Below are 22,503 nucleotides of genomic sequence, written 5' to 3'. Positions count from 1 at the left end.
CCGATCAAGGGCCCCAACCCGTGCTGAGGCCGGGTGGTCAGCGCACCGCGCCGACCACCGCCCACGCGCCCGAGCGCATCCGCAGCAGCAGGCCGGCCAGCCGCAGCACCACGAACAGCGTCAGCCCGGCCCAGATCCCGCCCAGCCCGAGGTCGAACCCGTAGGCCAGCCAGATCGCCGGCAGGAACCCGCCGAACGCGCAGACGATGGTGAGGTTGCGCAGGTAGCGCACGTCGCCCGCGCCGATCAGCACCCCGTCCAGCGCGAACACCACGCCGCCGATCGGCTGGAGCGCGACGAACCAGGGCCAGGCCGTCATGGCCTGCTCGCGTACCTGCGGATCCGAGCTGAACCACGCCGGCACCACGCCGGCGCCGGCGGCGATCAGCACCGCGAAGGCCACGCCGCACAGCCCGCCGAGCAGCGCGACGCGGCGGGCCAGGAACCGCGCGCCGGCCGCGTCGCCGCCGCCGAGCGCGGCGCCGACGAGCGACTGCGCGGCGATGGCCAGGGCGTCGAGCACCAGCACGGTGAAGAACCACAGTTGGACGGCGATCTGGTGCGCGCCCACCGCGGCGGCGCCGAAGCGGGCCGCGACGGCGGTGGCGGACAGGAAGCTGGCCTGGAACGCGACGCCCCGCACGAGCAGGTCCCGGCTGAGCACGAGTTGCTGCCCGATCACCCGGGGCCGGGGACGCAGCGAGACCCGCTCGCGCACCAGCGCCGCCGCGAACAGGACACCGGAGAGCGTCTGCGCGATCGCGTTCGCCACCGCCGAGCCGACCAGGCCGAGCCCGGCCGGATAGACCAGCAGCGGGCAGAGCAGCGCGGAGAGCAGGTTCGGGCCGAGCACGAACAGCAGCGGGCGGCGGGTGTCCTGGATGCCGCGCAGCCAGCCGTTGCCGGCGGCGGCGAGCAGCAGGCCGGGCGCGCCGAGCGCCGCGACCCGCAGCCATCCGGCGGCGGCGTCGGCCACCTCGCCGGGGCCGCCGACGAGGGTACGCGCCAGCGCGCCACCACCGATCCCGATGGCGATCGCCACCAGCACTCCGGTGGCCAGCGCGAGCCACGACGCCTGCACGCCCTCGGCCACCGCGGCGGCCCGGTCCCCCGCACCGAAGCGGCGGGCCGATCGCCCGGTGGTGCCGTACGCGACGACGGTGCCGACCCAGGCGGTGAGCGTCATGACGGTGCCGCCGACGGCGAGCGCGGCCAGCGGCACCCGGCCGAGGTGACCGACCACCGCGGTGTCGACCAGGACGTAGAGCGGCTCGGCGGCCAGCACCACGAGGGCGGGCAGCGCGAGCGCGGCGATCCGCCGGGGTGTGGCGGCGGTGGCGGGGGCGGCGGTCGTGCTCATCGCCGCCGATCCTGGCACGCGCTCAGTAAGGTCCGCAAGCAGGGTGGCTACTTACTGATCGCGGCCAGGAGTCGAGCGGTGTCTCGCTGTCCCGTCCGCGTTGAGTTGGCACCGTCCGGTATGACCTGGCACGGGGTTGGCACTGTCCGGGTTGAGGTGGCACGTCCGGTACGGTGCTGTCCGGTCCCGACGAGTGTGCGTGTGTTTGGTCTCGACCGGCAGTCAGCTGTGTGCCGATCGGGCACTACGGCGCGCCGACTGTCGCGGCAATGGCCGCGTACTTGCGGTCCGGGCGGTCCGGGGACTGCTGCTGCAAGCGCTGAAGTTCGGTGAAACCAGCCTTTGCCAGGCGGGCAGAGAATGTGTCTACGGGCCAGCGGTATGCCGTGTGGACCTTGTGATCGAACGCGGCCACATCGTCGTCGCTGTCGAAGAAGCCGATCACCAGGTTCCCGGAAGGAGGCAGCATCCGGCGGAACTCGGCGAGTACCGCATCCAGTTCCGATGGCGGTAGGTGGATGGTCGAGTACCAGGAGAGGATGCCGGCCACCGAGTGGTCGGGAAGGTCCAGGTCCGTCATTGATCCGAGCTGGAACGCCGGCCCGGGAAAGTGGGTCCGGGCGTAGCCGATGAACTCAGGTACCAAGTCGACGCCGGTCACGTTGGCGCCGAGCGAATGCAGGTAGGCGCTCCAATGCCCGGGGCCGCAACCGAGATCGAGCACGGCGCCGTCCAAGCCGACGAGGTGGTCTCGGACAAGGGCCGTGTCATCCACGTGGGCCTGCCAGTCACCATCGAACAGGGCGATGTACTGCTCGGACATGTGCGAGTAGGCGTCGCGGACCGGCTGGTTGCTCACGGCGCCACTCTAAAGTCTGCCCGCGTTCCGCCCCGAACCCAGTACGCGTCCGGATTGAGGTGGCACGTCCGGTACGGTGCCGGGGTGCTGCGCGCGGTGCCGGGCCTGTGTGGGCCGCTGACGGCTGAGTTCGAGGTCGGCTACGTCGGCGCCGAGGGATCGGAGGTCCGCACCTCCTTGATCGACTCGACGGGGGTGCTGTTCGAGCTGGTCAAGCCGGTACGCGGCTTCCCGTCGTACAAGCGGCAGCGCAACTTCCCGGGCTTGTGGTGGTCGTCGACGACCGGCGCTCACGTCGGGTACGAGTCGTGGCTGGAGCGCGATCACCTGATGCTGCTCGACTTCGACCCGGCGGTGGCCGGGATCGCGTCGCAGCCGTTCTGGCTGTTCTGGGATGACGAGGCTTCCGGCCGGCGCCGTTCGCACGCGCCGGACTACTTCGCCCGGCTGGCCGACGGGCGGGGCCTGGTGGTGGACTGCCGACCAGTCGACCGGATCAAGCCGCGTGACGCCGCGGCGCGCGGAAGTCGTCGGCGCAAGAGGCGGTCCATCCGGGGCGACGGTAGCGCGGGCGGGTTCCCGCGCGGCGGTGACGTCGGCGGCGGGCTGCGGGTGCGGCCCGGCCGGCGTCACCGCCGGACGGCGTACGTCACTGACGGGTGTCCATCGAGGTCTGCAGCGCGCGGCGCATCTGCTCGCGCGCCTCGTCGGTGGTGGTCTCGGTCCGCGGCTTGCGCTTGCTGGGCATCTGAAGGTCCTTCCAGGGTGCGGACCGCCGGGACATGGCGGTCCTACGGGCGCCCGGCGCTCCGGGTCGGCGCGACGACACATCGCGCCACGACCGGGAGTCGTCGGCGGCTGAACGCCCGGCAGCGGTCCGGGATCACCGGAGCGGCTCGCCTGGCAGCGGGAGCCCGGGTCGGTCTGACCCTGGAGGGAGGCGAGGCCGGGTGCGGCACCACCGCCCGTGACCAGCGCCGCGAAGCGCCGGTCCCGCACCCAAATTAACGTTCACTTTCCAGATGCTGCCCACTGTTCCCGAAATGCGGAAAGATCAATGTCGTCGTCCCGCCCCGGCGAGGGCGGTCAGCGGGCCAGGAAGTGCCAGCCCAGCCACCACCAGAACCCGAACAGGCCGATCCGGCCGACCGGCACCGGGCCCACCTCGTAGCGCATCACGAACGCGCAGACGTCTGCCATCGACGGGATCCGCGAACCCTCCCGGCGCGCGGCCCACTCGACGACCGCGAACAGCACGATCGAGACTCCGAACCCGCCGATCGCCAGTGCCCGCATCATCGGCGCACCAGTCCCCAGAACGTGGACAGCCACGCGAACCAGGCCGCCGAACGGACCAGGCTGTCCTCCAGCAGCGGATCGGCCAGCCGGGAGAAGGTGGGGAAGTCGTCGCCCGCCGCCATCACGAACGTCGCCCCCTCGAAGACCCCGAAGACGGTCACCGGCACCAGCCACCAGAGCGCGACCGACGGCAACCGGCGCGGCGCCGGACGCCGGGGCACCCGGTTGCTCAGGCCGACCCAGATCAGCCCTCCGCCGGTGGTGACGATGTAGAGGTTCGCGGCGGTCGAGAAGGACGGCATCTGGCCGCCGACGAGGGACAGGCAGATCAGCACCGGCACGGAGACGACCGGCCGGTCCCAGGCCCGGGGCGCCTCGACGGTGAGCTCACGGGGATGATCCATCAACCGATTGTCCCCAGCGTCACGCACGGCGGAAAGCCCGGCACGCGTCGTGCTCCCCCGAAAACGCGCCGATCAGCTCACACTTGCGGTGGCCAGCTCCGCGCGGATCAGCCCGACCACCTCGTCGAGCGCCCCCCGCCCGGTGAAACCGGCGGCGAACCGGTGCCCGCCGCCGCCGAGCGCCACCGCCACCGCGCTCACGTCCACCGCGCCCTTGCTGCGCAGCGACACCGCCCACTCGGCCTCGCCCGCCTGCTTGACCACGCAGCTCACGTCCGCCTCGGCGGTGCAGCGCACCGAGTCGATCAGCGCCTCCAGCACGTACGCGGGCTGGTCGTGGCGGACCAGGTCGTCGCGGGTGGCGTACGTCCAGACGAGGCCGTGCCCGGCGGCCGCAGCCGGTTCCAGCGTGGCCCGGCCGAGCACCTCGCCGAAGAGGCGGACCGCGCCGAACGGGCGGGTGTCGAAGACCCGCCGGGAGATGTCGCCCGGGCGGATGCCGGTGGCCACCAGGCGCGCGGCCGTCTCGTGCACGGCCGGGGTGGTCGCCTCGAAGCGGAACGAGCCGGTGTCGGTGGCGAGCGCGACGTACATCCCGGTGGCGATCTCCGCGTCCAGCGGCACGCCGAGCCGGTCCAGCAGCTCCAGCGCGACCACCGAGGTGGCGGCGGCGTGCGGGTCGACCAGGCTGATCCGGCCGAAGCCGCTGTTCGAGGCGTGGTGGTCGAGCACCAGCGACGTGCCGGCCGTGTCCAGCCGGTCGGCCAGGTCGCCCAGCCGGGACTCGCTCGCCGCGTCGAAGCAGATCACCAGGTCCGGCGCCGGGTACGCGTCGTCCTGCGGCACCAGCAGATCCACGCCGGGCATCCAGCGGAACGGCTCGGGCACCTCCGGCGGGCCGGGGAAGGTGGCCTGGAGATCACGTACGCCGAGCCGGCGCAGGCCCAGCCCGAAGCCGAGCATGCTGCCCAGCGCGTCCCCGTCCGGGTTCACGTGGCAGATCAGCAGCACCCGCGCGGCGGCGGGGAGGTCGCGTACCGCCGCGACGGCGGCGGCCCACGCGGTCTCGGTGGGCCCGGCGGCCTCGGTCACCGGCTCTCGCCGGCGCGCGGCTCGTCGTCGTCGGCGTCCCCGGCCGGGGCGTCGTCGGCGTCCTCGTCGTCCTCGACCCGGTACGGCTGGGCCTCACCGGCGTACGAGGCCTTGGCGGCCAGCCGCTGCACCTCGGCGTCGGCGGTACGCGCGGCCGCGAGCAGATCGTCGATGTGCTTGACCTGGTCCTGCACGTCGTCGAGGACGAAGGTGAGCGTCGGCGAGTGCCGCAGCCCGAGCGCCTTGCCGACGGTGCTGCGCAGCATGCCGTTGGCGCTCTCCAGCGCGGCGGCGGTGCTCGCCTGGGCCGCCGCGTCGCCGAGCACCGTGTAGAAGACTGTGGCGTCGCGCAGGTCGGCGGTGATCCGGGCGTCGGTGATCGTGATCATCCCGAGCCGGGGGTCCTTGATCTGGCTGCGCACCACCGACGCGACGAGTTCCCGGATGCGCTCCGCGTGCCGGCGCACCTTTGCCTGATCCGTCATGTCCCCCACCTCCGGGATCACCTTTACCCACGACGACGCCGGATCTCCGTGCGATCCGGGCCGTCGGCCGGAGACGGGGCGCGTGGGCGCCGCCGGGTCCGACCGCCCAACGCTGAAGAACACTACCCGCGCCCGGCCGGCGCCCGCGCGGCACGGCCGCAGTGCCGCGCGGTCAGTCGTCCGTGCCGTGCAGGCGACGGCGTACCGACAGCAGCTCGGTCTCCGGGCGGGCGGCGACCAGCCGCTCGCAGGAGTCGAGCACCTCGCGGACGTGGGCCGGCTCGGCGGCCACCACGGCCACCCCGATCTCGGCCCGGCCGTGCAGGTCCAGCGCCCCCACCTCGGCGGCGGAGACCTCGAACTTGCGCAGCGCGGCGACGATCGGCCGGACGTACGACCGCTTGGCCTTCAGGGAGCGGGAGTCACCCGGGAGCAACAGGTCGAACAGCGCGGTTCCGGTATACACGGCGAGCAACGGTACGCCGGGCGGCGCACCCCGGCACCCGATTAAGGCGCGACCGCCACCAGCACGTCCCGCTCGATCGCCTGGTCGACCCGGTGTGCGAAGTCACCGAAACCGGGGCCGTCCAGCACCCGCAGCCCGGCGTCGGCCAGCACCGCCTCCGCCCGCGCCCGCGGCGCCACGTGCGTGTTCCAGGACAGCCCGAGCGCGCCACCCGGGCGCAGCAGCTCCCGCCACACCGGCACGGCGGCGGTGAGCAGCTCCAGCGGGCTGCGGGACAGCCCCTGACCGGTACGGCTGCCGTGCGCCACCCCGTACGGCGCGTCGGTGACGATCACGTCGGCGCAGCGGGCGCGCAACGCCTCGCGGGCCCGGGTGGTGTCGGTGTTCAGCACTGTGATCCGCTGCGTGGCGCCGGCCCGGTGCTCGTCCCGCGACGGTGCGACGACGACCTCGAACCGGCGGGCGACCAGCTTGCGGTCCCGGCGCACCGACGTCGACTCGGTGGTGTGCTTGAGCCGCTTGCGGCGCAGCCAGGTACGCAGGAACGCCGCGTACGCCTCCACGTCCTGACTGTCACGCTCGATGCCGATGCCGTCGTAGCCGTACATGAGCGCCTGGTTGAGCGTGGTGCCCCGGCCGCAGAGCGGGTCCAGCACCACCACCGGCCCGTCCAGCATCCGCGGCGCGGCGGCGGAGGCGAGCACAGTGACGTTGAGCAACAGGCGGGTGAACTGCTCGTTCGTCTTTCCGGCGTACTTGGGGATGGTGATCAGGTCGGAGTCGTACCGGGCCAGCGGGCGCAGCGGCACCGGCCGCAGCAGGTCGTCGCCGACCCGCTCGAACAGCGCGTACGCCGCCGACAGGTTCGCCAGGTAGGCCAGGTCCCGCTCGCCGAGCCCGGGTTCGGCGGTGCCGAACGTCAGGTACTCCACCCCGCCGATCTCCGTCACCTCCGCGTCGGCCGGTACGGCGCCGAGGACGCCGGAGCCGGCGAACACGGCCAGTTCGGCGCGGGCCAGCCGGGCCGCCGCGTCGGCGTAGACGCGGTTGGCGGAGGGGGCGAGGAGTAGTGCGTACCGGATCACGCCGCAGATTGTCGCAGCCTGCGGAGACGGCGACGGCCGGGGCCCGAAGGCCCCGGCCGCCAGCCGGTCGTACGCGTGGTCGTCAGGCGCGCGGCTTCTCGCGCATCTCGAACGTCTCGATGACGTCGCCGACCTGGACGTTGTTGTAGCCGCCCAGCGTCAGACCACACTCGAAGCCCTCGCGGACCTCGGTCGCGTCGTCCTTGAACCGCTTCAAGGAGCTGATCGTGAGGTTGTCCGCCACGACCGCACCGTCCCGCAGCAGCCGCGCCTTGGCGTTGCGGCGGATGAGGCCGGACCGGACGATACAGCCGGAGATGTTGCCGATCTTGGACGAGCGGAAGACGTCGCGGATCTCCGCGGTGCCCAGCTCGACCTCCTCGTACTCCGGCTTGAGCAGACCCTTGAGCGCGGCGTCGATCTCCTCGATGGCCTGGTAGATGACGGTGTAGTACCGGATCTCCACGCCCTCGCGGTCGGCCATCTCGCGGACCTTGTTCGAGGCCCGAACGTTGAAGCCGATGATCGTGACCGCCTCGGACGAGGCGCTCGCGAGCATGACGTCGCTCTCGGTGATCGCACCCACGCCCCGGTGGATGATCCGAAGCTGGACCTCCTCGGGGATGTCGAGGTTGAACAGCGCGTCCTCGAGCGCCTCCACCGAACCGGAGACGTCGCCCTTGAGCACCAGGTTGAGCGAGGTCTTCTCGCCCTCCTTGAGCTGCTCCATGAGCGTCTCGAGAGTGGCCCGGCCACGGGAGTTGGCGAACGAAGCCGCCCGCCGCCGTGCCTGCCGCTGCTCGGCGATCTGCCGCACGGTCCGGTCGTCCTCGGCGGCCAGGAAGGTGTCACCCGCACCCGGCACCGTGGTCAGACCCAGCACCATGACCGGACGCGCCGGACCGGCCGAGTCGACCGGCTTGCCGTTCTCGTCCAGCATGGCCCGCACGCGGCCGTGCGCCCCACCGGCGACGATCGAGTCACCGGCACGCAGGGTGCCCTTCTGCACCAGCACGGTCGCCACCGCGCCACGGCCCTTGTCCAGGTGCGCCTCGATGGCGACACCCTGCGCCGGCCCGTCGATCGGAGCGGTCAGCTCCAGCGACGCGTCGGCGGTCAGCAGCACGGCCTCGAGCAGCTCCTCGATGCCGATGCCGGGCTTGGCCGCCACGTTGACGAACATGGTCTCGCCGCCGTACTCCTCGGCGACCAGGCCGTACTCGGTCAGCTGCTGGCGGACCTTGTCCGGGTTCGCCTCGGGCTTGTCGACCTTGTTGACCGCGACCACGATCGGCACGTCCGCCGCCTTGGCGTGGTTGAGCGCCTCGATGGTCTGCGGCATCACGCCGTCGTCCGCCGCCACCACCAGGATCACGATGTCCGTGACCTGGGCGCCACGGGCACGCATGGCGGTGAACGCCTCGTGACCCGGGGTGTCGATGAACGTCACCGCGCGGTCCTCGCCCTCGTGCGGGACGTGGACCTGGTAGGCGCCGATGTGCTGGGTGATGCCACCCGCCTCGCCGGCCACCACGTTCGCCTTGCGGATCGCGTCGAGCAGCTTGGTCTTACCGTGGTCGACGTGACCCATGACGGTCACCACCGGCGCACGGCTGACCAGGCGGTCCTCCGCGACCTCGGCGTCGAGGTCGATGTTGAACTGCGCGAGCAGCTCGCGGTCCTCGTCCTCCGGGCTGACGATCTGCACGTCGAAGCCGAGGTGCTCACCCAGCAGCTGCAGGGTCTCGTCGGAGCACGACTGGGTCGCCGTCACCATCTCGCCCAGGTTGAACATCTCCTGGACCAGCGAACCCGGGTTGGCGTTGATCTTGTCGGCGAAGTCCGACAGCGAGGCGCCACGGGACAACCGGACGACCTGACCCTGACCGCGGGGCGCGCCCGAGGACATGGTCGGCGCCGACAGGTTGTCGAACTCCTGTCTGCGCTGCTTCTTGGACTTGCGACCACGGGTCGGCCGGCCGCCGGGACGCCCGAAGGCACCCGCCGCGCCACCGCCACGGCCACGGCCGCCGCCGCCGGGACGGCCACCGCCGCCGACCGGACCACCCGGACGGAAACCACCGCCGGGAGCACCGCCACCGCCGCCGGGACCGCCGCGGTAACCACCGCCACCGCCGCCACCACCGGGACCGCCGCGGTAACCACCGCCACCGCCACCGCCGCCGGGACCGCCGCGGTAACCACCGCCGCCGCCACCGGGACGACCGGCGCCACCGCCGGGTCCGCCACGACCGCCACCGGGGCCGCCGGGACGGCCGGTGGTCGGGCGCTGGCTCGGCATGGAGGCCGGGCTGGGCCGAGGCGGCATCGAGGCCGGGCTCGGCCGCGGCGGCATACCGGCCGGGCTGGGACGGGGACCGCCCGCGCCCGCGGCCGGGGGCCGCTGCTGCTGCCCGCCCTGGATACCGAACGGGTTGTTACCGGCGCCACGCGCCGGCGGACGCCCACCGGGCCGGGCACCGGGGCCCTGACCCTGTCCCGGACCACCGGGACGGCCGGCGGCCGGGGAACCCGGACGCGGCGGCATGGCGTTCGGGCCGGGACGCGGGCCGGGACGGGGACCGCCCTCGGCCGGAGGCTCCCGGCGTACGGTCTCGCGCTGCTGCTGGCGGGCGGCCTGGGCGGCCTTGACCGCGGCCTCCTGCTCAGCCTTGAGCGCGGCGGCACGCGCCTCGGCGGCCGCCACTTCGATGTCGTGCGCGCTCGCCGGCTTGGCGACCGGAGTCGCCGGCTGCGGCGGGCCGGGGACCGGGCCCTTGGGCTTCGGTCCAGGGGTCGGCGCGGCCGGACGCCGGGGCGGCATCGGCCTGGCCGAGACCCGGGGGGCACCCGGGGTCGGGGTGGGCGTCGGGGTCGGTGCCGGGCCACTGGGCGCGGCAGCCGGCGGACCGGCGGGCGCCGACGAACCGGCTACGAACGCGCTACGCAGCCGTCGGGCGACAGGCGCCTCGACGGTGCTGGACGCGGACTTCACGAACTCGCCCATCTCCTTGAGCTTGGCGAGAACGGTCTTGCTTTCGACCCCGAGCTCCTTGGCAAGCTCGTGTACGCGGGCCTTTCCTGCCACTGCACTCCTCACTCCGAGGTCGTGCGGGCAGCACCCGCAGCGACCTCACTCCTGCACTTGAAGCCTGGTCATTTCAGGGACTTCATCGTGTGCTCATGTCGGTCGTCCTACCTTGCTAGCGACCCTCGACCGGTCGGGTTGACCGGTCGTCGGGGGTTGCGCGTCGACGTGCTCCGCAAGCGCACCGTGGTCGGGGACCCCGGTGAGGCGCAGTGCCCGCCCGAAGGCGCGGCGACGCACCGCCTGCGCGAAGCAGGCCGGATCAGGGTGCATGTTCGCTCCCCGACCCGGCAGTCTGCGGGCCGGATCGGGCCGGAGGCTGGAATGACCAGCCTCGTCACCGATCGCGACGACCCGCAACAACTCGCTGGCCGGCGCTCGTTTCCGGCAGCCCACACAGGTGCGCTCCGGCAGCGCGCGTCGTGCCACTGAGAAAGTCTACCCCTAGCTGCCCGAGATCGCGCCGCCCGGCTCCCGTACGTGATCAGCTCCGCCCCGGCCACCGCCCGGCGCGGCGGTCTCCGCGTCGGACCGGATGTCGATGCGCCAACCGGTCAGGCGTGCCGCGAGGCGGGCGTTCTGCCCTTCCCGGCCGATCGCGAGCGAGAGCTGGAAGTCCGGGACGGTCACCCGGGCGGTACGGGTGGCCAGGTCGACCACCTCGACCCGCAGCGCCTTGGCCGGCGACAACGCGTTGCCGACGAACGTCGCCGGGTCGTCCGACCAGTCGATGATGTCGATCTTCTCGCCGTGCAGCTCGCTCATCACGGCGCGCACCCGCTGGCCCATCGGCCCGATGCAGGCGCCCTTGGCGTTCACGCCGGGCGTGGTCGACCGTACGGCGATCTTCGTACGGTGACCTGCCTCACGCGCGATCGCGGCGATCTCCACGGTGCCGTCGGCGATCTCCGGAACCTCCAGCGCGAACAGCTTCTTCACCAGCGCCGGGTGCGTGCGGGACAGCGTGATCTGCGGCCCGCGCATGCCCTTGGCGACGTGCACGACCACGCAGCGGATCCGCTCGCCGTGCTGCGGATCCTCGCCCGGGACCTGCTCGGACTGGGGCAGGACGCCTTCCAGCTTGCCCAGGTCGACGCTGATGATGCCCTTCTCCCGGCGCGTCTCGTGCGCCTGCACCACGCCGGTGACCAGGTCACCGTCGCGGCCGACGTACTCGCCGAAGTGCACCTCGTCGGTGGCCTCGCGCAGCCGCTGGAGGATCACCTGCTTGGCGGTCATGGCGGCGATCCGCCCGAAGTCGTGCGGTGTGTCGTCCCACTCCCGGGTCACCGTGCCGTCGGCGTCCAGTTCCTGCGCGAAGACCGAGGCGGCCCCGCTCTTGCGGTCGATCTCCACCCGGGCGTGCGGCTCGGCGCCGTCGGTGTGCCGGTAGGCGGTCAGCAGCGCGGTCTCGATCGCCGCGAGGATCGTGTCGAACGGGATCTCCCGCTCGCGCTCCAGGGCGCGCAGCGCCGCGAGGTCGATGTTCACCTCTCCTCGTCCTCCAGATCTTCGTCGTCGTCGGTGTCGTCACCGAAGTCCTCGTCGGCCAGGTCGTCCAGGCGGTTGAACTCCACCTGGACCCGGCCGGGCCCGAGTTCGGCGTACGGGTGTTCGGCGGGGCCGGCGTCGGTCTCCAGCACCACGCGTTCGTCGTCGGCGGCCGTGATGCGGCCGGTGAGCTGGCGGTCCCCCGCGTCGCCGCGGACGGTGACCTTTACCAGCCGCCCGGCGTTGCGCCGCCAGTGCCGGGGCAGGGTGAGCGGGCGGTCCACGCCGGGCGAGCTGACCTCGAGCTGGTACTCGCCGGCGACGATGTCGCCACCGGCCTCCTCGGCCGCGTCCAGCGCCGCCGAGACCGCGCGGGAGACGTCCGCCACGGCGTCCAGGTTGATCCCGCCGTCGGCGTCCACGATCACCCGGACCACGTGCCGCCGGCCGGCGCGGGAGACGGAGAGGTCCTCCAGGTCGTAACCGGCCGCCGTGACGACCGGTTCGATCACCTCGCGCAGCCGGTTGCGGCGGGCGGCGAGGTCGCCGCGGGGTGCGCCGCTCCGGTCCGTGCCGCGGGGCCCGTCGGACCGGCGGGGCCGCCCGGCGGGCCCCGTCGGCCGGGTGGCACGGCCACGCTGCGTCATTGCGCGCACCTCTCCTGCTGTTGCCACGACCCGCGGGCCGTGTTGTCCGGGCCGGTGCGGGCGTTCGGCCCGCCATACCGGCGCGCCACCGGGGCGTCCGCGCCCGGTGGTTGCGCAGAGCGTAACGCTTGTGGCCGTCGACGGACCCGGCGGCGCACCGAGACCCTGACCCACAAGGCAGCGCGGATGGTGTTGACTCTGTCAGGTGGGGATCGGCAGAACACCAACCAACCAGGTCGGAGCGGGGCATTCCCGGCGCTGGCTGCTACGCGCCGGCGGGCTCGTGGCGCTCGGCGGCGCGACGGCGCCGCTGACCGGTTGTGATCTTTTCGACCGCGACAAGGAGCCACCGGCGCCGGACGCGCTGGAGCCGCTGGCCGCCGAGGCGCTCGCGCTGGAGGCCCGCTACCGGGCCGCCGCCACCGCCGCGCCGGCGCTGGCCGGGCGGCTCACCCCGATCGCCGACGCGCACCGGGCGCACGCCGAGGAGCTACGCCGGGTGATCGGCCGGCCGGCACCCTCCGGCGCCCCGGCGGCCGGGGCCTCGGCGAGCGCGCCCGCCCCCGACGCCGTGCTTCCCGAGCTGCGCCGGGCCGAGCAGGAGGGCCGCGTGAACGCGGCCCGGGCGTGCGCCGAGGCGCCGGCCGAGCGGGCCGCGCTGCTCGGTTCGATCGCCGCCGCGCGCGCCACCCACGTGGAGGCACTCAAGTGAACGAACGCACCGAGCGGAGCGAGGGCCGTGCGGGCACGCCCGGCCGGAACAGCGTGAACCCGACGAACGGCCCGGCCACGGCCCTCGCCGACGCGCTCGCCGCCGAGTACGCGGCGATCTGGGCGTACGGGGTGATCGGCGTGCACCTGACCGAGGCGGCGCGTACGGCGGCCCGCGCCGCCGAGGCGGCCCACCGGTCCCGCCGCGACGCGCTGCTGCTCCAGCTCGCCGAGGGTTCCGGGCAGGTGCCCGCCGACCGGGCCGGATACGCGCTGCCCTATCCGGTGACGGACCGGGCCAGCGCGCTGCGCCTGGCGGTGGAGATCGAGGAACGGACGGCCGGGCACTGGCGGGCCGCGCTGCCGCACACCACCGGCGCGGACCGCAACACCGCGCTTGCAGCGCTCACCGACTGCGCGTTGCGCGCCACCCGCTGGCGCCGCACGGCGGGCGTGACACCGGTCACCGTCGCGTTCCCGGGCCGCCCCGCGTGAGCGTGCGGCCGGTCACCCGGCGGAACCCTCCGGTTGCGTAGCGCATACCAGGTATGCATACTCACGACCATGTCCATCCGTCACGGCCTGCTCGCCCTGCTCGAACGCGGTCAGATGTACGGCTACCAGCTCCGTGCCGCGTTCGAGGAGTCCACCGGGTCGACCTGGCCGCTGAACATCGGACAGGTCTACACCACGCTGGCCCGGCTGGAACGTGACGGCCTGGTGCGCCCGCTCCCGGAGAACGAGAGCGGGCAGCGGCCGTACGAGATCACCGACGCCGGACGCGCGGACCTGGCGCTCTGGTTCGCCACGCCGATCAGCCGCGCCGACCGCCCCCGCGACGAACTGTCGATCAAACTGGCGCTGGCGCTCACCACCCCGGGCGTCGACGTGCGGGCGGTGGTGCAGACCCAGCGCACCGCCACCATGCGCGCGCTCCAGGAGTTCACCCGGTTGAAGTACACGAGCGACAAGCCGGAGGATCTACCCTGGCGGCTGGTGCTGGACGCGATGATCTTCCAGACCGAGGCCGAGGTGCGGTGGCTCGACCACTGCGAGACGAGCCTGGTCCGGCACCGCCCGGCGCCGATCCGGGCGGTCGACCACTCCGAGGCGGTGGACCGGGCCGGCGACGAAGCCCGCCGGTGACCCGGCACGGGAGGCACTGATGGACCCGATCGACGGGGTGCTGGAACTGCGGGACGTACGCCGGACCCACGGCGCCGGCGAGGCCGCCGTGCACGCGCTGCGCGGCGTGAGCCTGACCGTGCGGGCCGGTGAACTGGTGGCGGTGATGGGCCCCTCCGGGTCCGGCAAGTCCACGCTGCTGGCGCTGGCCGGCGGCCTGGACCGGCCCACCGGCGGCGAGGTGGTGGTCGAGGGCGAGGCACTGGTCGGGCTCTCCGCCCGCGAGCTGGCCCGGCTGCGCCGCCGCCGGATCGGATACGTCTTCCAGGACCTGAACCTCCTCGGCAGCCTGACCGCCGTGGAGAACGTGGCGCTGCCGCTGGAACTGGACGGCACCGGCGTACGGGCGGCCCGCCAGTCGGCCCTGGCCGCGTTGCGCGAGGTCGACCTGGAGGACCTGGCCGACCGCTTCCCGGACCAGATGTCCGGCGGCCAGCAGCAGCGGGTGGCGATCGCCCGGGCCCTCGTCGGCGAGCGCCGCCTGGTCCTCGCCGACGAGCCGACCGGCGCGCTGGACTCCCAGACCGGCGAGGCGGTGCTGCACCTGCTGCGCCGCCGGGTGGACGCCGGAGCGGCGGGGGTGCTGGTCACCCACGAGGCCCGGCACGCCGGCTGGGCGGACCGGGTGGTCTTCCTGCGCGACGGCGTGATGGTCGACTCGACCGCCCCGCTGATCGGCGTCGACCACCTGCTCAGCGGCAGCATCCGGTGACCGGCGGCCGCCTCGCCGCCGTAAACGGGTCGTGGCGGACCGCGCTGCGGATCGCCCGCCGGGAGGCCCGGCGGGCCCGGCGGCGCACGCTGCTGGTGCTGGTGATGATCGCGCTGCCGGTGTTCGGCCTCAGCTTCGCCGCGGTCAGCTACGACATGGGCGATCTGACCCGGGCCGAGCGCATCGAGCGCCAGCTCGGCGGCGGCGACGTCGCGCTGCGCTGGGAAAGCCTGGTGCCTGTGACGCAGGACGCCTGGGGCGAGTCGGCCTGGCCGGTCCAGGGCGAATGGGTCGGCCGGACCCGCCCGGCGACCGCCGAGGAGGTGCGCGCGCTGCTGCCCGAGGGCAGCCGGGTCGCCCGCACGCGCTGGTGGATGACGTTCTCGACGCGGGTCGGCCGGCACGTCGAGTCGATCGAGGCGCGCGCCCTGGACCTGACCGACCCGCTCACCCGGCCGCTGGCCGAGGTACGCGACGGCCGGCCGCCGGTACGCCCCGACGAGATCGCGGTCAGCCCGGCGGCGCTGCGCCGGCTCGAGACCCGCATCGGCGACCCGGTACGCAGCATCGACGGCGCCACGTACCGGGTGGTCGGGGTGGTGGAGTACCCGGACAACCTCCGGGACGTGGTCACGATGGCCGGGGTGATCCCGGAGGCCGCGGTCGGCAGCGACACCTGGCTGGTGGACCTGCCCGGCCCGCTGGACCCGGGGCTCGTCGACCGGCTGAACGCGCAGGGCATCCAGGTCGTCGTCCGTGACCCGCTGCCGGGACGGCAGGAGTTCACCCGCGGCATGCGCGTACCGGACGCTGACGAGGCCGGCGTCGTCGGAGTGGTCGGCGGGCTGGGCCTGCTGGAGGTGGTGCTGCTGGTCGGCCCGGCCTTCGCGGTGAGCGTCCGGCGTCGGCGGCGGGACCTCGCGCTCGTCGCGGTGGCCGGTGGCGACGCCTCCCACCTGCGCCGGATCGTGCTCGCCGACGGGGTGGTGCTCGGCGCCGGCGGGGCCGCCCTCGGCCTGCTGCTCGGCATCGGCGCCGCGTTCGCCGGCCGGCCGCTCGTCGAGCAGTACGTGCTCGGGGAGCGCCTCGGGGCGTACCGGATCTTCCCGAGCGCGCTGGTGGCGATCGCCGCGACGGCGGTGCTGGCCGGGGTGCTGGCGGCGATGGCGCCGGCCTGGACGGCGGCCCGGCAGGACGTGGCGACCGGCCTGGCCGGCCGGCGCGACGCGACCCGGCCACGCCGCCGCTGGCTGCTGATCGGGGTGGCGCTCACCGTCGCCGGAACCGCTCTCGCCGCGTTCGCCGCCGGCCGCACCTCGCAGACCGGTGTGCTGGCCGGCGTCGCCCTGGGTGAGCTGGGGCTGGTGTTCTGCACCCCGACGCTGGTCGGGGTCCTGGGCCGGGCCGGCCGGCTGCTGCCGCTGACGCCCCGGCTCGCGTTGCGCGACGCCAGCCGCAACCGGTCGTCGGCCGCGCCCGCCATCTCGGCGGTGATGGCCGCGGTCGCCGGAAGCGTCGCGATCGGCGTCTACGTGGCGAGCGACGAGACCCGCTCCCGGGAACTCTGGCAGCCGGGCCTGCCGCCGGGGAACGTGCTGCTCACCCACTCCGGCGACATCCCGGCGGATCCTCCGTCGGCCGACGTCGTCGCCACCCGGGCCCGCACCGTCCTGCCCGACGCCACTGTGACGCCCGTCGCGATTCCCGGCTGCGCCGGCAGCGTCCGGGAGAAGGACGACTGCGCCGCGTACGCGGTCGTTCCGCCCGAGCAGCGCTGCCCGTACACCTCCTCCGACCCGGTCCCCGACTCGGCCCGGCGCGATCCGCGCTGCGTGATCCCCTTCCAGGAGCCGGTCGACGTGTACCTGCCGGTGCTCGTGGACGACGGCGCCGCGCTGGCCCCACTCACCGACGCGCCCGCCGACGAACTGGCCGCCGCGCGCCGGACGCTCGCCGCCGGGGGCGTGGTGGTCACCGACGCCCGGCGGGTGACGGACGGGCAGGTCCGGGTGGAGGTCAACTACAACTCCGGCGGCCCGCCCACCGGGCGTCTCCTGCCCGGGTACGCGCTGCGCGGCGGTCTCAGCGTCGACCGGCTGGTGCTCTCCCCCGCCGCCGCGGACGCGCTCGGCCTGTCCGCCGTGCCGTTGGGCTACCTGCTGGACACCGCCGGCTCGCCCACCGAGCAGCAGACCGAGATGCTGACCGACGAGCTGTTCGAGATCGGGCCCATGTCGGCGCAGGTGGCGACCGCCGACCCGCCGTCGGACCAGCGGCCGATGCTGCTCCTGCTGGCGGTGGCCTCCGGGGTGATCACGCTCGGCGCCGCCGCCGTGGCCACCGGCCTCGCCGCGGCCGAGGGCCGCCGGGACCTGTCCACGCTCGCGGCGGTCGGCGCCGATCCCCGGGTACGACGCCTGCTGTCGCTCTGCCAGGCCGGGGTCATCGCGGTCCTCGGCTCCGCACTGGGCATCGTCGCCGGGCTCGGCTCCGCCGTGGTCGTCCTCGCCGCGCTCAACCAGCGGTACGCGGACTCCTGGCCGGTGCAGCCGCCGTACCCGGTGACGGTGCCCGGCGTGACGCTCGCCGCGCTGGTCGTGGTACCGCTGGTGGCGATGGGCGGCGCCGCGCTGTTCACCCGGTCCCGCCTGCCGATCGAACGCCGCCTCGACTGACTGACCGTCCGAGGGATGACGGACCACGGTGCGGGCGGCACACTTGTCGGATGTCAGCCCTGGGATCCCTCACCCGCCGTCTCGGTCACCAGCGTTGGTTCGGCGCCACCATGCGCCTGCTCGTCCCGGCCGACCGGCTGGTCGGCCGGATGACGAAAGGGCGCGTGGTCGCCTTCGGGCTGGTGCCCACGCTGGTGCTCACCTCCACCGGCCGCCGCTCCGGCAAGCCCCGCAGCAACCCCCTGGTGTACGTCCCCGACGGCGACGCCTACGTGGTGATCGGCTCGAACTGGGGGCAGCAGCACCAGCCGTCCTGGACGTTCAACCTGATGGCCAACCCGGGCGCCGAGGTGGACGTCAAGGGGCGCCGGATCCCGGTCACCGCCGAGCAGGTCACCGGCGAGGAACGGGAACGGCTGTTTCAGCGGCTGGTGCAGGAGTGGCCCGCGTACCGCACGTACGTCGAGCGGGCCGGTGGCCGCGAGATCCGCGTGTTCCGGCTGGTCCCGAACGCCTGAGCGAGGGCTCACCGTGGCCGGAGTCGCGACGAGCAGTCGCCGTCGTGATCCGGTCGGAGCAGGCAGCGGCGTCCCTCGGCCAGGTTGCGGTCGCAGAAGACCCAGTGCCGCACGTTCTGATCGTCCTCGGGAGAGACGCTGGTGCCGCCTGGTTCGGTCTGCGGGAGGACGTGGCTCCAATGTGCGACCACACGGGCGAGTCGCTGCGCAGACACGAGGTCGTTGACGACCATCGGCAGATGGATGATCCACCGCTCGGTCATCGCTCCTGCTCCTGCTCCCGCCCGGCCCGCGCACGGGCCTGCTCGGACTGCCAGCGCCGCAGGGCGTCCTTCACCCGGCCGGTCTCCCGGCGGCTCTCGGCCAACGCGTCATAGACCGTCGCGAGATCGCCCGCCACCAGGTCCAGGAACTCCCGGACCTGTTCGGGATCGAGCCCGCGTCGGCCCAGCGGTGCGGAGCTGAACGTTCGTTCCCGTACCTGCCAGGGGCGCAGCGTCTGGTACGCCGCAGAGCGATAGCACATCGCATGGCGCTCGGGCCGACGGTCGCGTCGGCGTCGGAACGGGATGATCCTCATCGAACCTGTCCTTCGTCGGTGCCATCCGGCCGTGGAGAGCGGGCCGATTACAACCCGCTCCCGGCACCTGTCGTCGCAGCGTGATCGCGGTACGCCGACAGGGCTCACACGGGCCGCTCCGAATAGGTCGGCGTGGGTAGCATCCCGATTACGCAGAGCAGGGGCAGCGGTGAGCAGTGGGCCCACACGCAAGCCCACAGCCGGAGAGGGCGGCATGGACCGTTTCGGGGACATACTCAGGCAGCATCGGGTAGCCGCGGGTTGGTCACTGCGGAAGTTCGCCGACCTCATCAGGTACGACTTCGGCTACCTCGGGCAGATCGAGCGTGGCGACCGCCCCGCCAACCCTGCCGTCGTGGCCGCCTACGACCGGGCGCTGTCGAAGAACGGCTCGCTCAAGAAGGCGTACGACAGCAGCTGTGCCGACGACATCGACATGCCGAGAAGGTCGGTCCTCCAAGCCATGACTTCGCTCGCCGCTCTTCCCACAGTCGACCGGCTGGTCGGCTGGGAGGCGCTGCGGCACGGCCTCGACACAGCGGTCGACGTCGGCTCCGACGCGTGGGGAGAAATCGTCGCCTCCTACGGCACGGCCTACTATCGCCAGCCACACGACCAGCTGATGACCCAACTCGGCCGGGATCTGACAGTCCTCCAGCATCAACTCGCCGCAGCTGACGATCGGCGCCGCCCACAGCTGCTACGTGCCGCCGCGGCGCTGTCGGTGATCGTCGCGCTCAGCCTCGTCGCGTCGGGACACGCCCTGCTGTCGAGGAGATGGTGGGCCAGCGCCCAGAGAGCCGCCGACGAATCCCGCGATCCCGACACACGAGTCCTGACGCGTGCCTGGGACATCGTCAACGGCTGCTACGACGGTCGACGGCCTGACGCCGTCGTCACGATCTCCGAAGAGGTCCTGCCGCTCGTCGCCAGGCCGTCCGCAGCCACTTGCGGTCTGCTGGCGGGCCGGGCGCAGGCGCTCTCCCTCGCCGGCCGGCACGACGAGGCGGTCGCGACCGTGCGTCATCTGAGCGAGCAGATCGAGAAGCTCCCGGCAACCGTCGTCGGGGACGTCGAGTCGCTGTGGGGCTGGCCGGAACACCGCCTGCGGCCCTGCGGCGGTTCCCGGCGGACGTGCTGGCGGTCGCCGTACACGGTCCGCTCGCGCACGGCGACGACGACGGCGGCGGGGACCGCGAGGTCGGCCTGCTGGTCGTCACCTACCGGCCCGGCGCCGGGCCGCCGCCCGCCACGCGGCGGGTGGACGGGGTGCTCGTCGACCTGACAGTGGCCGGGGCGGACGACTACCTGCGCCGGGCGACGACGATCACGTCCCGCTGGCCGCTGGCAGCGGACCGGTACGTGACCACCCGCGCCCTGCACGATCCGACCGGCTGGCTGCGGAAGCTGCGCGACGAGCACCTGGCGCGGCTGGCGCGGGCCCGGCCGGCCGAGTTCACCGGTGTCGCGCGGCAGGCGTGGTACCGGGGCAGCGCGGCGCACGCCCGCGCGTTGCGGCTGGCCGAGTGGTACGAGACGGACCAGGCGCTGCTGATGCTCGGCGAGGCGCGGCTGGCCGCCGCGACGGTGCAGGGACTGTTCAGCCGCACCTACTTCCGCGACCCGGGGGACGCGGTGCGGCGTACCGGGCTGGCCGGGGCGGACATGACGGAGGTCGGCGCGGTGCTGACCCGGCAGGCCGAGGAGCTGGCCGCCCGGGGACGGCCGGTCGACGGCACCATCGACGACCTGCTGTCCGGTTGACGGCCGGGGTGGCTCAGCCTCAGCCGATACCGCCGCTGACGCCGATCAGCGCGCCGATCAGGTAGGTCGCGCCGGCCGCCAGCGCGCCGAGCAGCAACTGCCGCAGACCGGCACGCCACCAGGCGCGGTTGGTGAACCGGGCCACGATCGCACCGGCGACGAAGAGGCCGACGCCGCCGACGGCGAGCGCCAGCCAGAGGCTGGTGAAGCCGAGAAGGTACGGCAGCAGCGGCACCAGCGCGCCGATCGAAAAGCAGACGAACGACGAGATCGCTGCGGCCCACGGGCTGGGCTGGTCGTCGGGGTCGACGCCCAGCTCCTCCCGTACGTGCACCCGCAGCGCCTCCTCCGGGTTGGCGCGTACCGCCTCGGCGACCTGTGTCGCCAGTTCGCGGGACAGTCCACGGGCGACCCAAGCGTCTGCGAGTTCCCGGGCCTCGGCCTCCGGGTGGCGTTCCAGCTCGCGCCGCTCCTTGGCCACCTCGGCGGCGACCTGCTCGTTCGCCGACCGGACGCTCGTGTACTCGCCGAGGCCCATCGAGATGGCGCCGGCCACCAGGCCGGCCGCGCCGGTGAGCACCACGCTGCGCGGCGACACCCCGCCGCCGCCCACACCGGCGATCAGCGCGATGTTGGTGACCAGCCCGTCCATCGCGCCGAAGACGGCCGGACGCAGCCAGCCGCCGGAGACGTCCGCGTGGTGCGCCTCGCGCAGTGCCGCAGGGGTGTCGGTCACGGCAGCGTCAGGATCTCGTAGCCGTCGTCGGTCACGACGATGGTGTGCTCGAACTGGGCCGTCCACTTGCGATCCTTGGTGACGACCGTCCAGCCGTCGTCCCACATGTCGTACTGGTAGGTGCCGAGCGTGATCATCGGCTCGACGGTGAACGTCATGCCGGGCTCCATCACGTCGGTGGGGCGCGGGCTGTCGTAGTGCGGCACGTAGAGGCCACTGTGGAACGCCTCGCCGATGCCGTGCCCGGTGAAGTCGCGGACCACGCCGTAGCCGAAGCGCTTCGCGTACGACTCGATCACCCGGCCGATGACGTTGATCTGCCGCCCCGGCGCGATGGCCTTGATGCCGCGCATCATCGCCGTGTGGGTCCGCTCGACCAGCAGGCGGGCCTCCTCGCTCACCTCACCCACGCAGAACGTCGCGTCGGTGTCGCCGTGCACACCGTCCAGGAACGCGGTGACGTCGACGTTGATGATGTCGCCGTCCTGGAGCACCGTGGTGTCCGGGATGCCGTGGCAGATCACCTCGTTGAGGCTGGTGCAGCACGACTTGGGGAAGCCCCGGTAGCCGAGCGTCGACGGGTAGGCGCCGTGGTCGCAGAGGAACTCGTGCACCACCCTGTCGATCTCGTCGGTGGTCACCCCGGGCTTGCAGTGCTCTCCGGCGAGCTGGGTGGCCTGCGCGGCGAGACGCCCGGCCACGCGCATCTTCTCGATGGTCTCCGGCGTCTGCACGTGCGAGCCGCGCCACTCCTGCGGGCGCTTCTTACCCACGTACTCCGGGCGCGGGATGTGGGCGGGAACCGCTCGCCACGGGGAGAGCGTGCCGGGGGTCAGCGGCGCACGGACGGTCATGCTCCAAGCCTATCGCCGGGGCGGATGTGCCCCTCGCCACAGGCCCGCCGGGCAGATTATTGCCGTGCCGCAAACGCTGTGCCATTGTTGCTCCGTGGATCAAGGGGGCGCGGCGCCCGTCTTCTCCGTGACGGCGCAGGTCGACGGCGACCAGGTGCGCGTCCAGGTGACCGGCGAGGTCGACATGGCGACCGCCGACACCATGTTCCAGACCGCGCTCCGCGAGCCTGCCAAGCAGCTCACGCTCGACCTGCGGGCGGTCACCTTCTTCGACTCGGCCGCCATCCACGCGGTGGTCCGGCTCGCGCAGCGGTTCCCGGCCGCGCTCACCGTGCTGCCGTCCCCGCAGGTCCGGCGCGTGCTCGACATCTCCGGCCTGGGCGACCAGGACTGGCTCGCCCGCACCTGACCGCGCGGAACCTGTCCGGATTCCGGAGGCGTGCTCGCCCGTTCCGGCCATTCCCCTACGACTGCGGTGGAATTCTCGCGGCC

The 22,503-nt window shown here is 73.4% G+C and carries 25 protein-coding genes and 1 pseudogene; 10 read left to right on the top strand and 16 right to left on the bottom strand.

What is annotated here, in order from left to right:
* Window positions 1-37: 37 nt before the first annotated feature.
* Together AB0D28_RS05360 and AB0D28_RS05355 are read right to left on the bottom strand one after the other, a co-directional pair.
* On the bottom strand, window positions 38-1,360 hold the full coding sequence (locus tag AB0D28_RS05360) for an MATE family efflux transporter (protein WP_357382471.1): 1,323 nt from the start codon (window positions 1,358-1,360) through the stop codon (window positions 38-40).
* Between the two features lie 244 nt (window positions 1,361-1,604).
* The gene (locus AB0D28_RS05355) at window positions 1,605-2,219 is read right to left on the bottom strand and encodes a class I SAM-dependent methyltransferase (protein WP_357382469.1); all 615 of its coding nucleotides are present in this window, start codon (window positions 2,217-2,219) and stop codon (window positions 1,605-1,607) included.
* Between AB0D28_RS05355 and AB0D28_RS05350 the strand changes: the two are divergent.
* Window positions 2,106-2,729: pseudogene (locus tag AB0D28_RS05350) on the top strand (TnsA-like heteromeric transposase endonuclease subunit); the annotation flags it as partial. The gene AB0D28_RS05355 and the pseudogene AB0D28_RS05350 sit on opposite strands and share 114 nt — an antisense overlap.
* Window positions 2,730-3,305: 576 nt before the next feature.
* Here the strand turns inward: AB0D28_RS05350 and AB0D28_RS05345 are convergent.
* The 10 genes from AB0D28_RS05345 to rimP form a co-directional block, all read right to left on the bottom strand.
* Window positions 3,306-3,515, bottom strand: coding sequence for a DUF6186 family protein (locus tag AB0D28_RS05345; protein WP_357382766.1), 210 nt, complete (start codon window positions 3,513-3,515; stop codon window positions 3,306-3,308).
* The gene (locus tag AB0D28_RS05340; RefSeq protein ID WP_357382467.1) at window positions 3,515-3,922 is read right to left on the bottom strand and encodes a hypothetical protein; all 408 of its coding nucleotides are present in this window, start codon (window positions 3,920-3,922) and stop codon (window positions 3,515-3,517) included. Before AB0D28_RS05340 ends, AB0D28_RS05345 begins: the two co-directional genes overlap by 1 nt.
* Window positions 3,923-3,994: 72 nt before the next feature.
* Window positions 3,995-5,014, bottom strand: a complete 1,020-nt coding sequence (locus AB0D28_RS05335; RefSeq protein WP_357382465.1) for a bifunctional oligoribonuclease/PAP phosphatase NrnA — start codon at window positions 5,012-5,014, stop codon at window positions 3,995-3,997.
* A complete protein-coding gene (gene rbfA, locus AB0D28_RS05330; protein ID WP_357382463.1) occupies window positions 5,011-5,499 on the bottom strand; it encodes a 30S ribosome-binding factor RbfA in 489 nt (162 codons plus the stop codon). Before rbfA ends, AB0D28_RS05335 begins: the two co-directional genes overlap by 4 nt.
* A gap of 172 nt (window positions 5,500-5,671) precedes the next feature.
* Complete coding sequence (locus tag AB0D28_RS05325) at window positions 5,672-5,965, bottom strand: DUF503 domain-containing protein (RefSeq protein ID WP_099164721.1); 294 nt, start codon at window positions 5,963-5,965, stop codon at window positions 5,672-5,674.
* 41 nt (window positions 5,966-6,006) lie between these two features.
* Complete coding sequence (locus AB0D28_RS05320; RefSeq protein WP_357382461.1) at window positions 6,007-7,050, bottom strand: SAM-dependent methyltransferase; 1,044 nt, start codon at window positions 7,048-7,050, stop codon at window positions 6,007-6,009.
* Between the two features lie 82 nt (window positions 7,051-7,132).
* Window positions 7,133-10,138 carry a translation initiation factor IF-2 gene (gene infB / locus AB0D28_RS05315; protein ID WP_357382459.1) on the bottom strand — a complete coding sequence of 1,002 codons (3,006 nt, stop codon included), beginning with the start codon at window positions 10,136-10,138 and terminating at the stop codon, window positions 7,133-7,135.
* Between the two features lie 93 nt (window positions 10,139-10,231).
* On the bottom strand, window positions 10,232-10,567 hold the full coding sequence (locus tag AB0D28_RS05310; protein WP_357382457.1) for a YlxR family protein: 336 nt from the start codon (window positions 10,565-10,567) through the stop codon (window positions 10,232-10,234).
* A 15-nt stretch (window positions 10,568-10,582) separates the two neighbouring features.
* Complete coding sequence (nusA, locus tag AB0D28_RS05305) at window positions 10,583-11,629, bottom strand: transcription termination factor NusA (protein ID WP_357382455.1); 1,047 nt, start codon at window positions 11,627-11,629, stop codon at window positions 10,583-10,585.
* Window positions 11,626-12,276 (bottom strand): ribosome maturation factor RimP, encoded by a 651-nt coding sequence (gene rimP, locus AB0D28_RS05300; RefSeq protein WP_357382453.1) that lies wholly within the window; start codon window positions 12,274-12,276, stop codon window positions 11,626-11,628. The genes nusA and rimP overlap by 4 nt, the downstream gene beginning before the upstream one ends.
* Window positions 12,277-12,538: 262 nt before the next feature.
* Here rimP and AB0D28_RS05295 point away from each other — a divergent pair, with 262 nt between their 5' ends.
* The 6 genes from AB0D28_RS05295 (at window position 12,539) to AB0D28_RS05270 (ending at window position 18,077) form a co-directional block, all read left to right on the top strand.
* Entirely contained in the window at window positions 12,539-12,988 is a 450-nt protein-coding gene (locus tag AB0D28_RS05295) for a hypothetical protein (RefSeq protein WP_357382764.1), read from the top strand.
* A gap of 53 nt (window positions 12,989-13,041) precedes the next feature.
* Window positions 13,042-13,482, top strand: a complete 441-nt coding sequence (locus AB0D28_RS05290) for a ferritin-like domain-containing protein (RefSeq protein WP_357382762.1) — start codon at window positions 13,042-13,044, stop codon at window positions 13,480-13,482.
* A gap of 69 nt (window positions 13,483-13,551) precedes the next feature.
* Window positions 13,552-14,133, top strand: a complete 582-nt coding sequence (locus AB0D28_RS05285) for a PadR family transcriptional regulator (protein WP_357382451.1) — start codon at window positions 13,552-13,554, stop codon at window positions 14,131-14,133.
* 19 nt (window positions 14,134-14,152) lie between these two features.
* Window positions 14,153-14,884, top strand: a complete 732-nt coding sequence (locus AB0D28_RS05280; protein ID WP_357382449.1) for an ABC transporter ATP-binding protein — start codon at window positions 14,153-14,155, stop codon at window positions 14,882-14,884.
* Window positions 14,881-17,559, top strand: coding sequence for an ABC transporter permease (locus tag AB0D28_RS05275; protein ID WP_357382447.1), 2,679 nt, complete (start codon window positions 14,881-14,883; stop codon window positions 17,557-17,559). Before AB0D28_RS05280 ends, AB0D28_RS05275 begins: the two co-directional genes overlap by 4 nt.
* A 50-nt stretch (window positions 17,560-17,609) precedes the next feature.
* The gene (locus tag AB0D28_RS05270) at window positions 17,610-18,077 is read left to right on the top strand and encodes a nitroreductase family deazaflavin-dependent oxidoreductase (RefSeq protein WP_357382445.1); all 468 of its coding nucleotides are present in this window, start codon (window positions 17,610-17,612) and stop codon (window positions 18,075-18,077) included.
* A gap of 8 nt (window positions 18,078-18,085) precedes the next feature.
* On the opposite strand, the gene AB0D28_RS05265 is transcribed toward AB0D28_RS05270, so the two are convergent.
* Together AB0D28_RS05265 and AB0D28_RS05260 are read right to left on the bottom strand one after the other, a co-directional pair.
* The gene (locus tag AB0D28_RS05265; protein ID WP_357382443.1) at window positions 18,086-18,340 is read right to left on the bottom strand and encodes a hypothetical protein; all 255 of its coding nucleotides are present in this window, start codon (window positions 18,338-18,340) and stop codon (window positions 18,086-18,088) included.
* The gene (locus AB0D28_RS05260) at window positions 18,337-18,657 is read right to left on the bottom strand and encodes a DivIVA domain-containing protein (protein WP_357382441.1); all 321 of its coding nucleotides are present in this window, start codon (window positions 18,655-18,657) and stop codon (window positions 18,337-18,339) included. Before AB0D28_RS05260 ends, AB0D28_RS05265 begins: the two co-directional genes overlap by 4 nt.
* Window positions 18,658-18,871: 214 nt before the next feature.
* Between AB0D28_RS05260 and AB0D28_RS05255 the strand changes: the two genes are divergently transcribed.
* Together AB0D28_RS05255 and AB0D28_RS05250 are read left to right on the top strand one after the other, a co-directional pair.
* Window positions 18,872-19,942 (top strand): helix-turn-helix transcriptional regulator, encoded by a 1,071-nt coding sequence (locus AB0D28_RS05255; protein ID WP_357382439.1) that lies wholly within the window; start codon window positions 18,872-18,874, stop codon window positions 19,940-19,942.
* Window positions 19,927-20,421: a hypothetical protein gene (locus AB0D28_RS05250; protein ID WP_357382437.1), complete on the top strand. Its 495-nt coding sequence runs from the start codon at window positions 19,927-19,929 to the stop codon at window positions 20,419-20,421. The genes AB0D28_RS05255 and AB0D28_RS05250 overlap by 16 nt, the downstream gene beginning before the upstream one ends.
* Window positions 20,422-20,440: 19 nt before the next feature.
* Here the strand turns inward: AB0D28_RS05250 and AB0D28_RS05245 are convergent, their stop codons facing one another.
* Together AB0D28_RS05245 and map are read right to left on the bottom strand one after the other, a co-directional pair.
* Window positions 20,441-21,157: a VIT1/CCC1 transporter family protein gene (locus tag AB0D28_RS05245; protein ID WP_357382435.1), complete on the bottom strand. Its 717-nt coding sequence runs from the start codon at window positions 21,155-21,157 to the stop codon at window positions 20,441-20,443.
* On the bottom strand, window positions 21,154-22,011 hold the full coding sequence (gene map, locus AB0D28_RS05240) for a type I methionyl aminopeptidase (protein ID WP_357382433.1): 858 nt from the start codon (window positions 22,009-22,011) through the stop codon (window positions 21,154-21,156). The genes AB0D28_RS05245 and map overlap by 4 nt, the downstream gene beginning before the upstream one ends.
* A 94-nt stretch (window positions 22,012-22,105) precedes the next feature.
* On the opposite strand from map, the gene AB0D28_RS05235 reads away from it, so the two are divergent.
* Window positions 22,106-22,420: an STAS domain-containing protein gene (locus tag AB0D28_RS05235; RefSeq protein ID WP_357382431.1), complete on the top strand. Its 315-nt coding sequence runs from the start codon at window positions 22,106-22,108 to the stop codon at window positions 22,418-22,420.
* Window positions 22,421-22,503: the final 83 nt, after the last annotated feature.

Source organism: Micromonospora sp. NPDC048169 (assembly GCF_040652815.1).
GTDB lineage: Bacteria > Actinomycetota > Actinomycetes > Mycobacteriales > Micromonosporaceae > Micromonospora.
The sequence above is the reverse complement of the archived record's forward strand: the minus strand, read 5'-3'. Positions and strand labels throughout refer to the sequence as shown.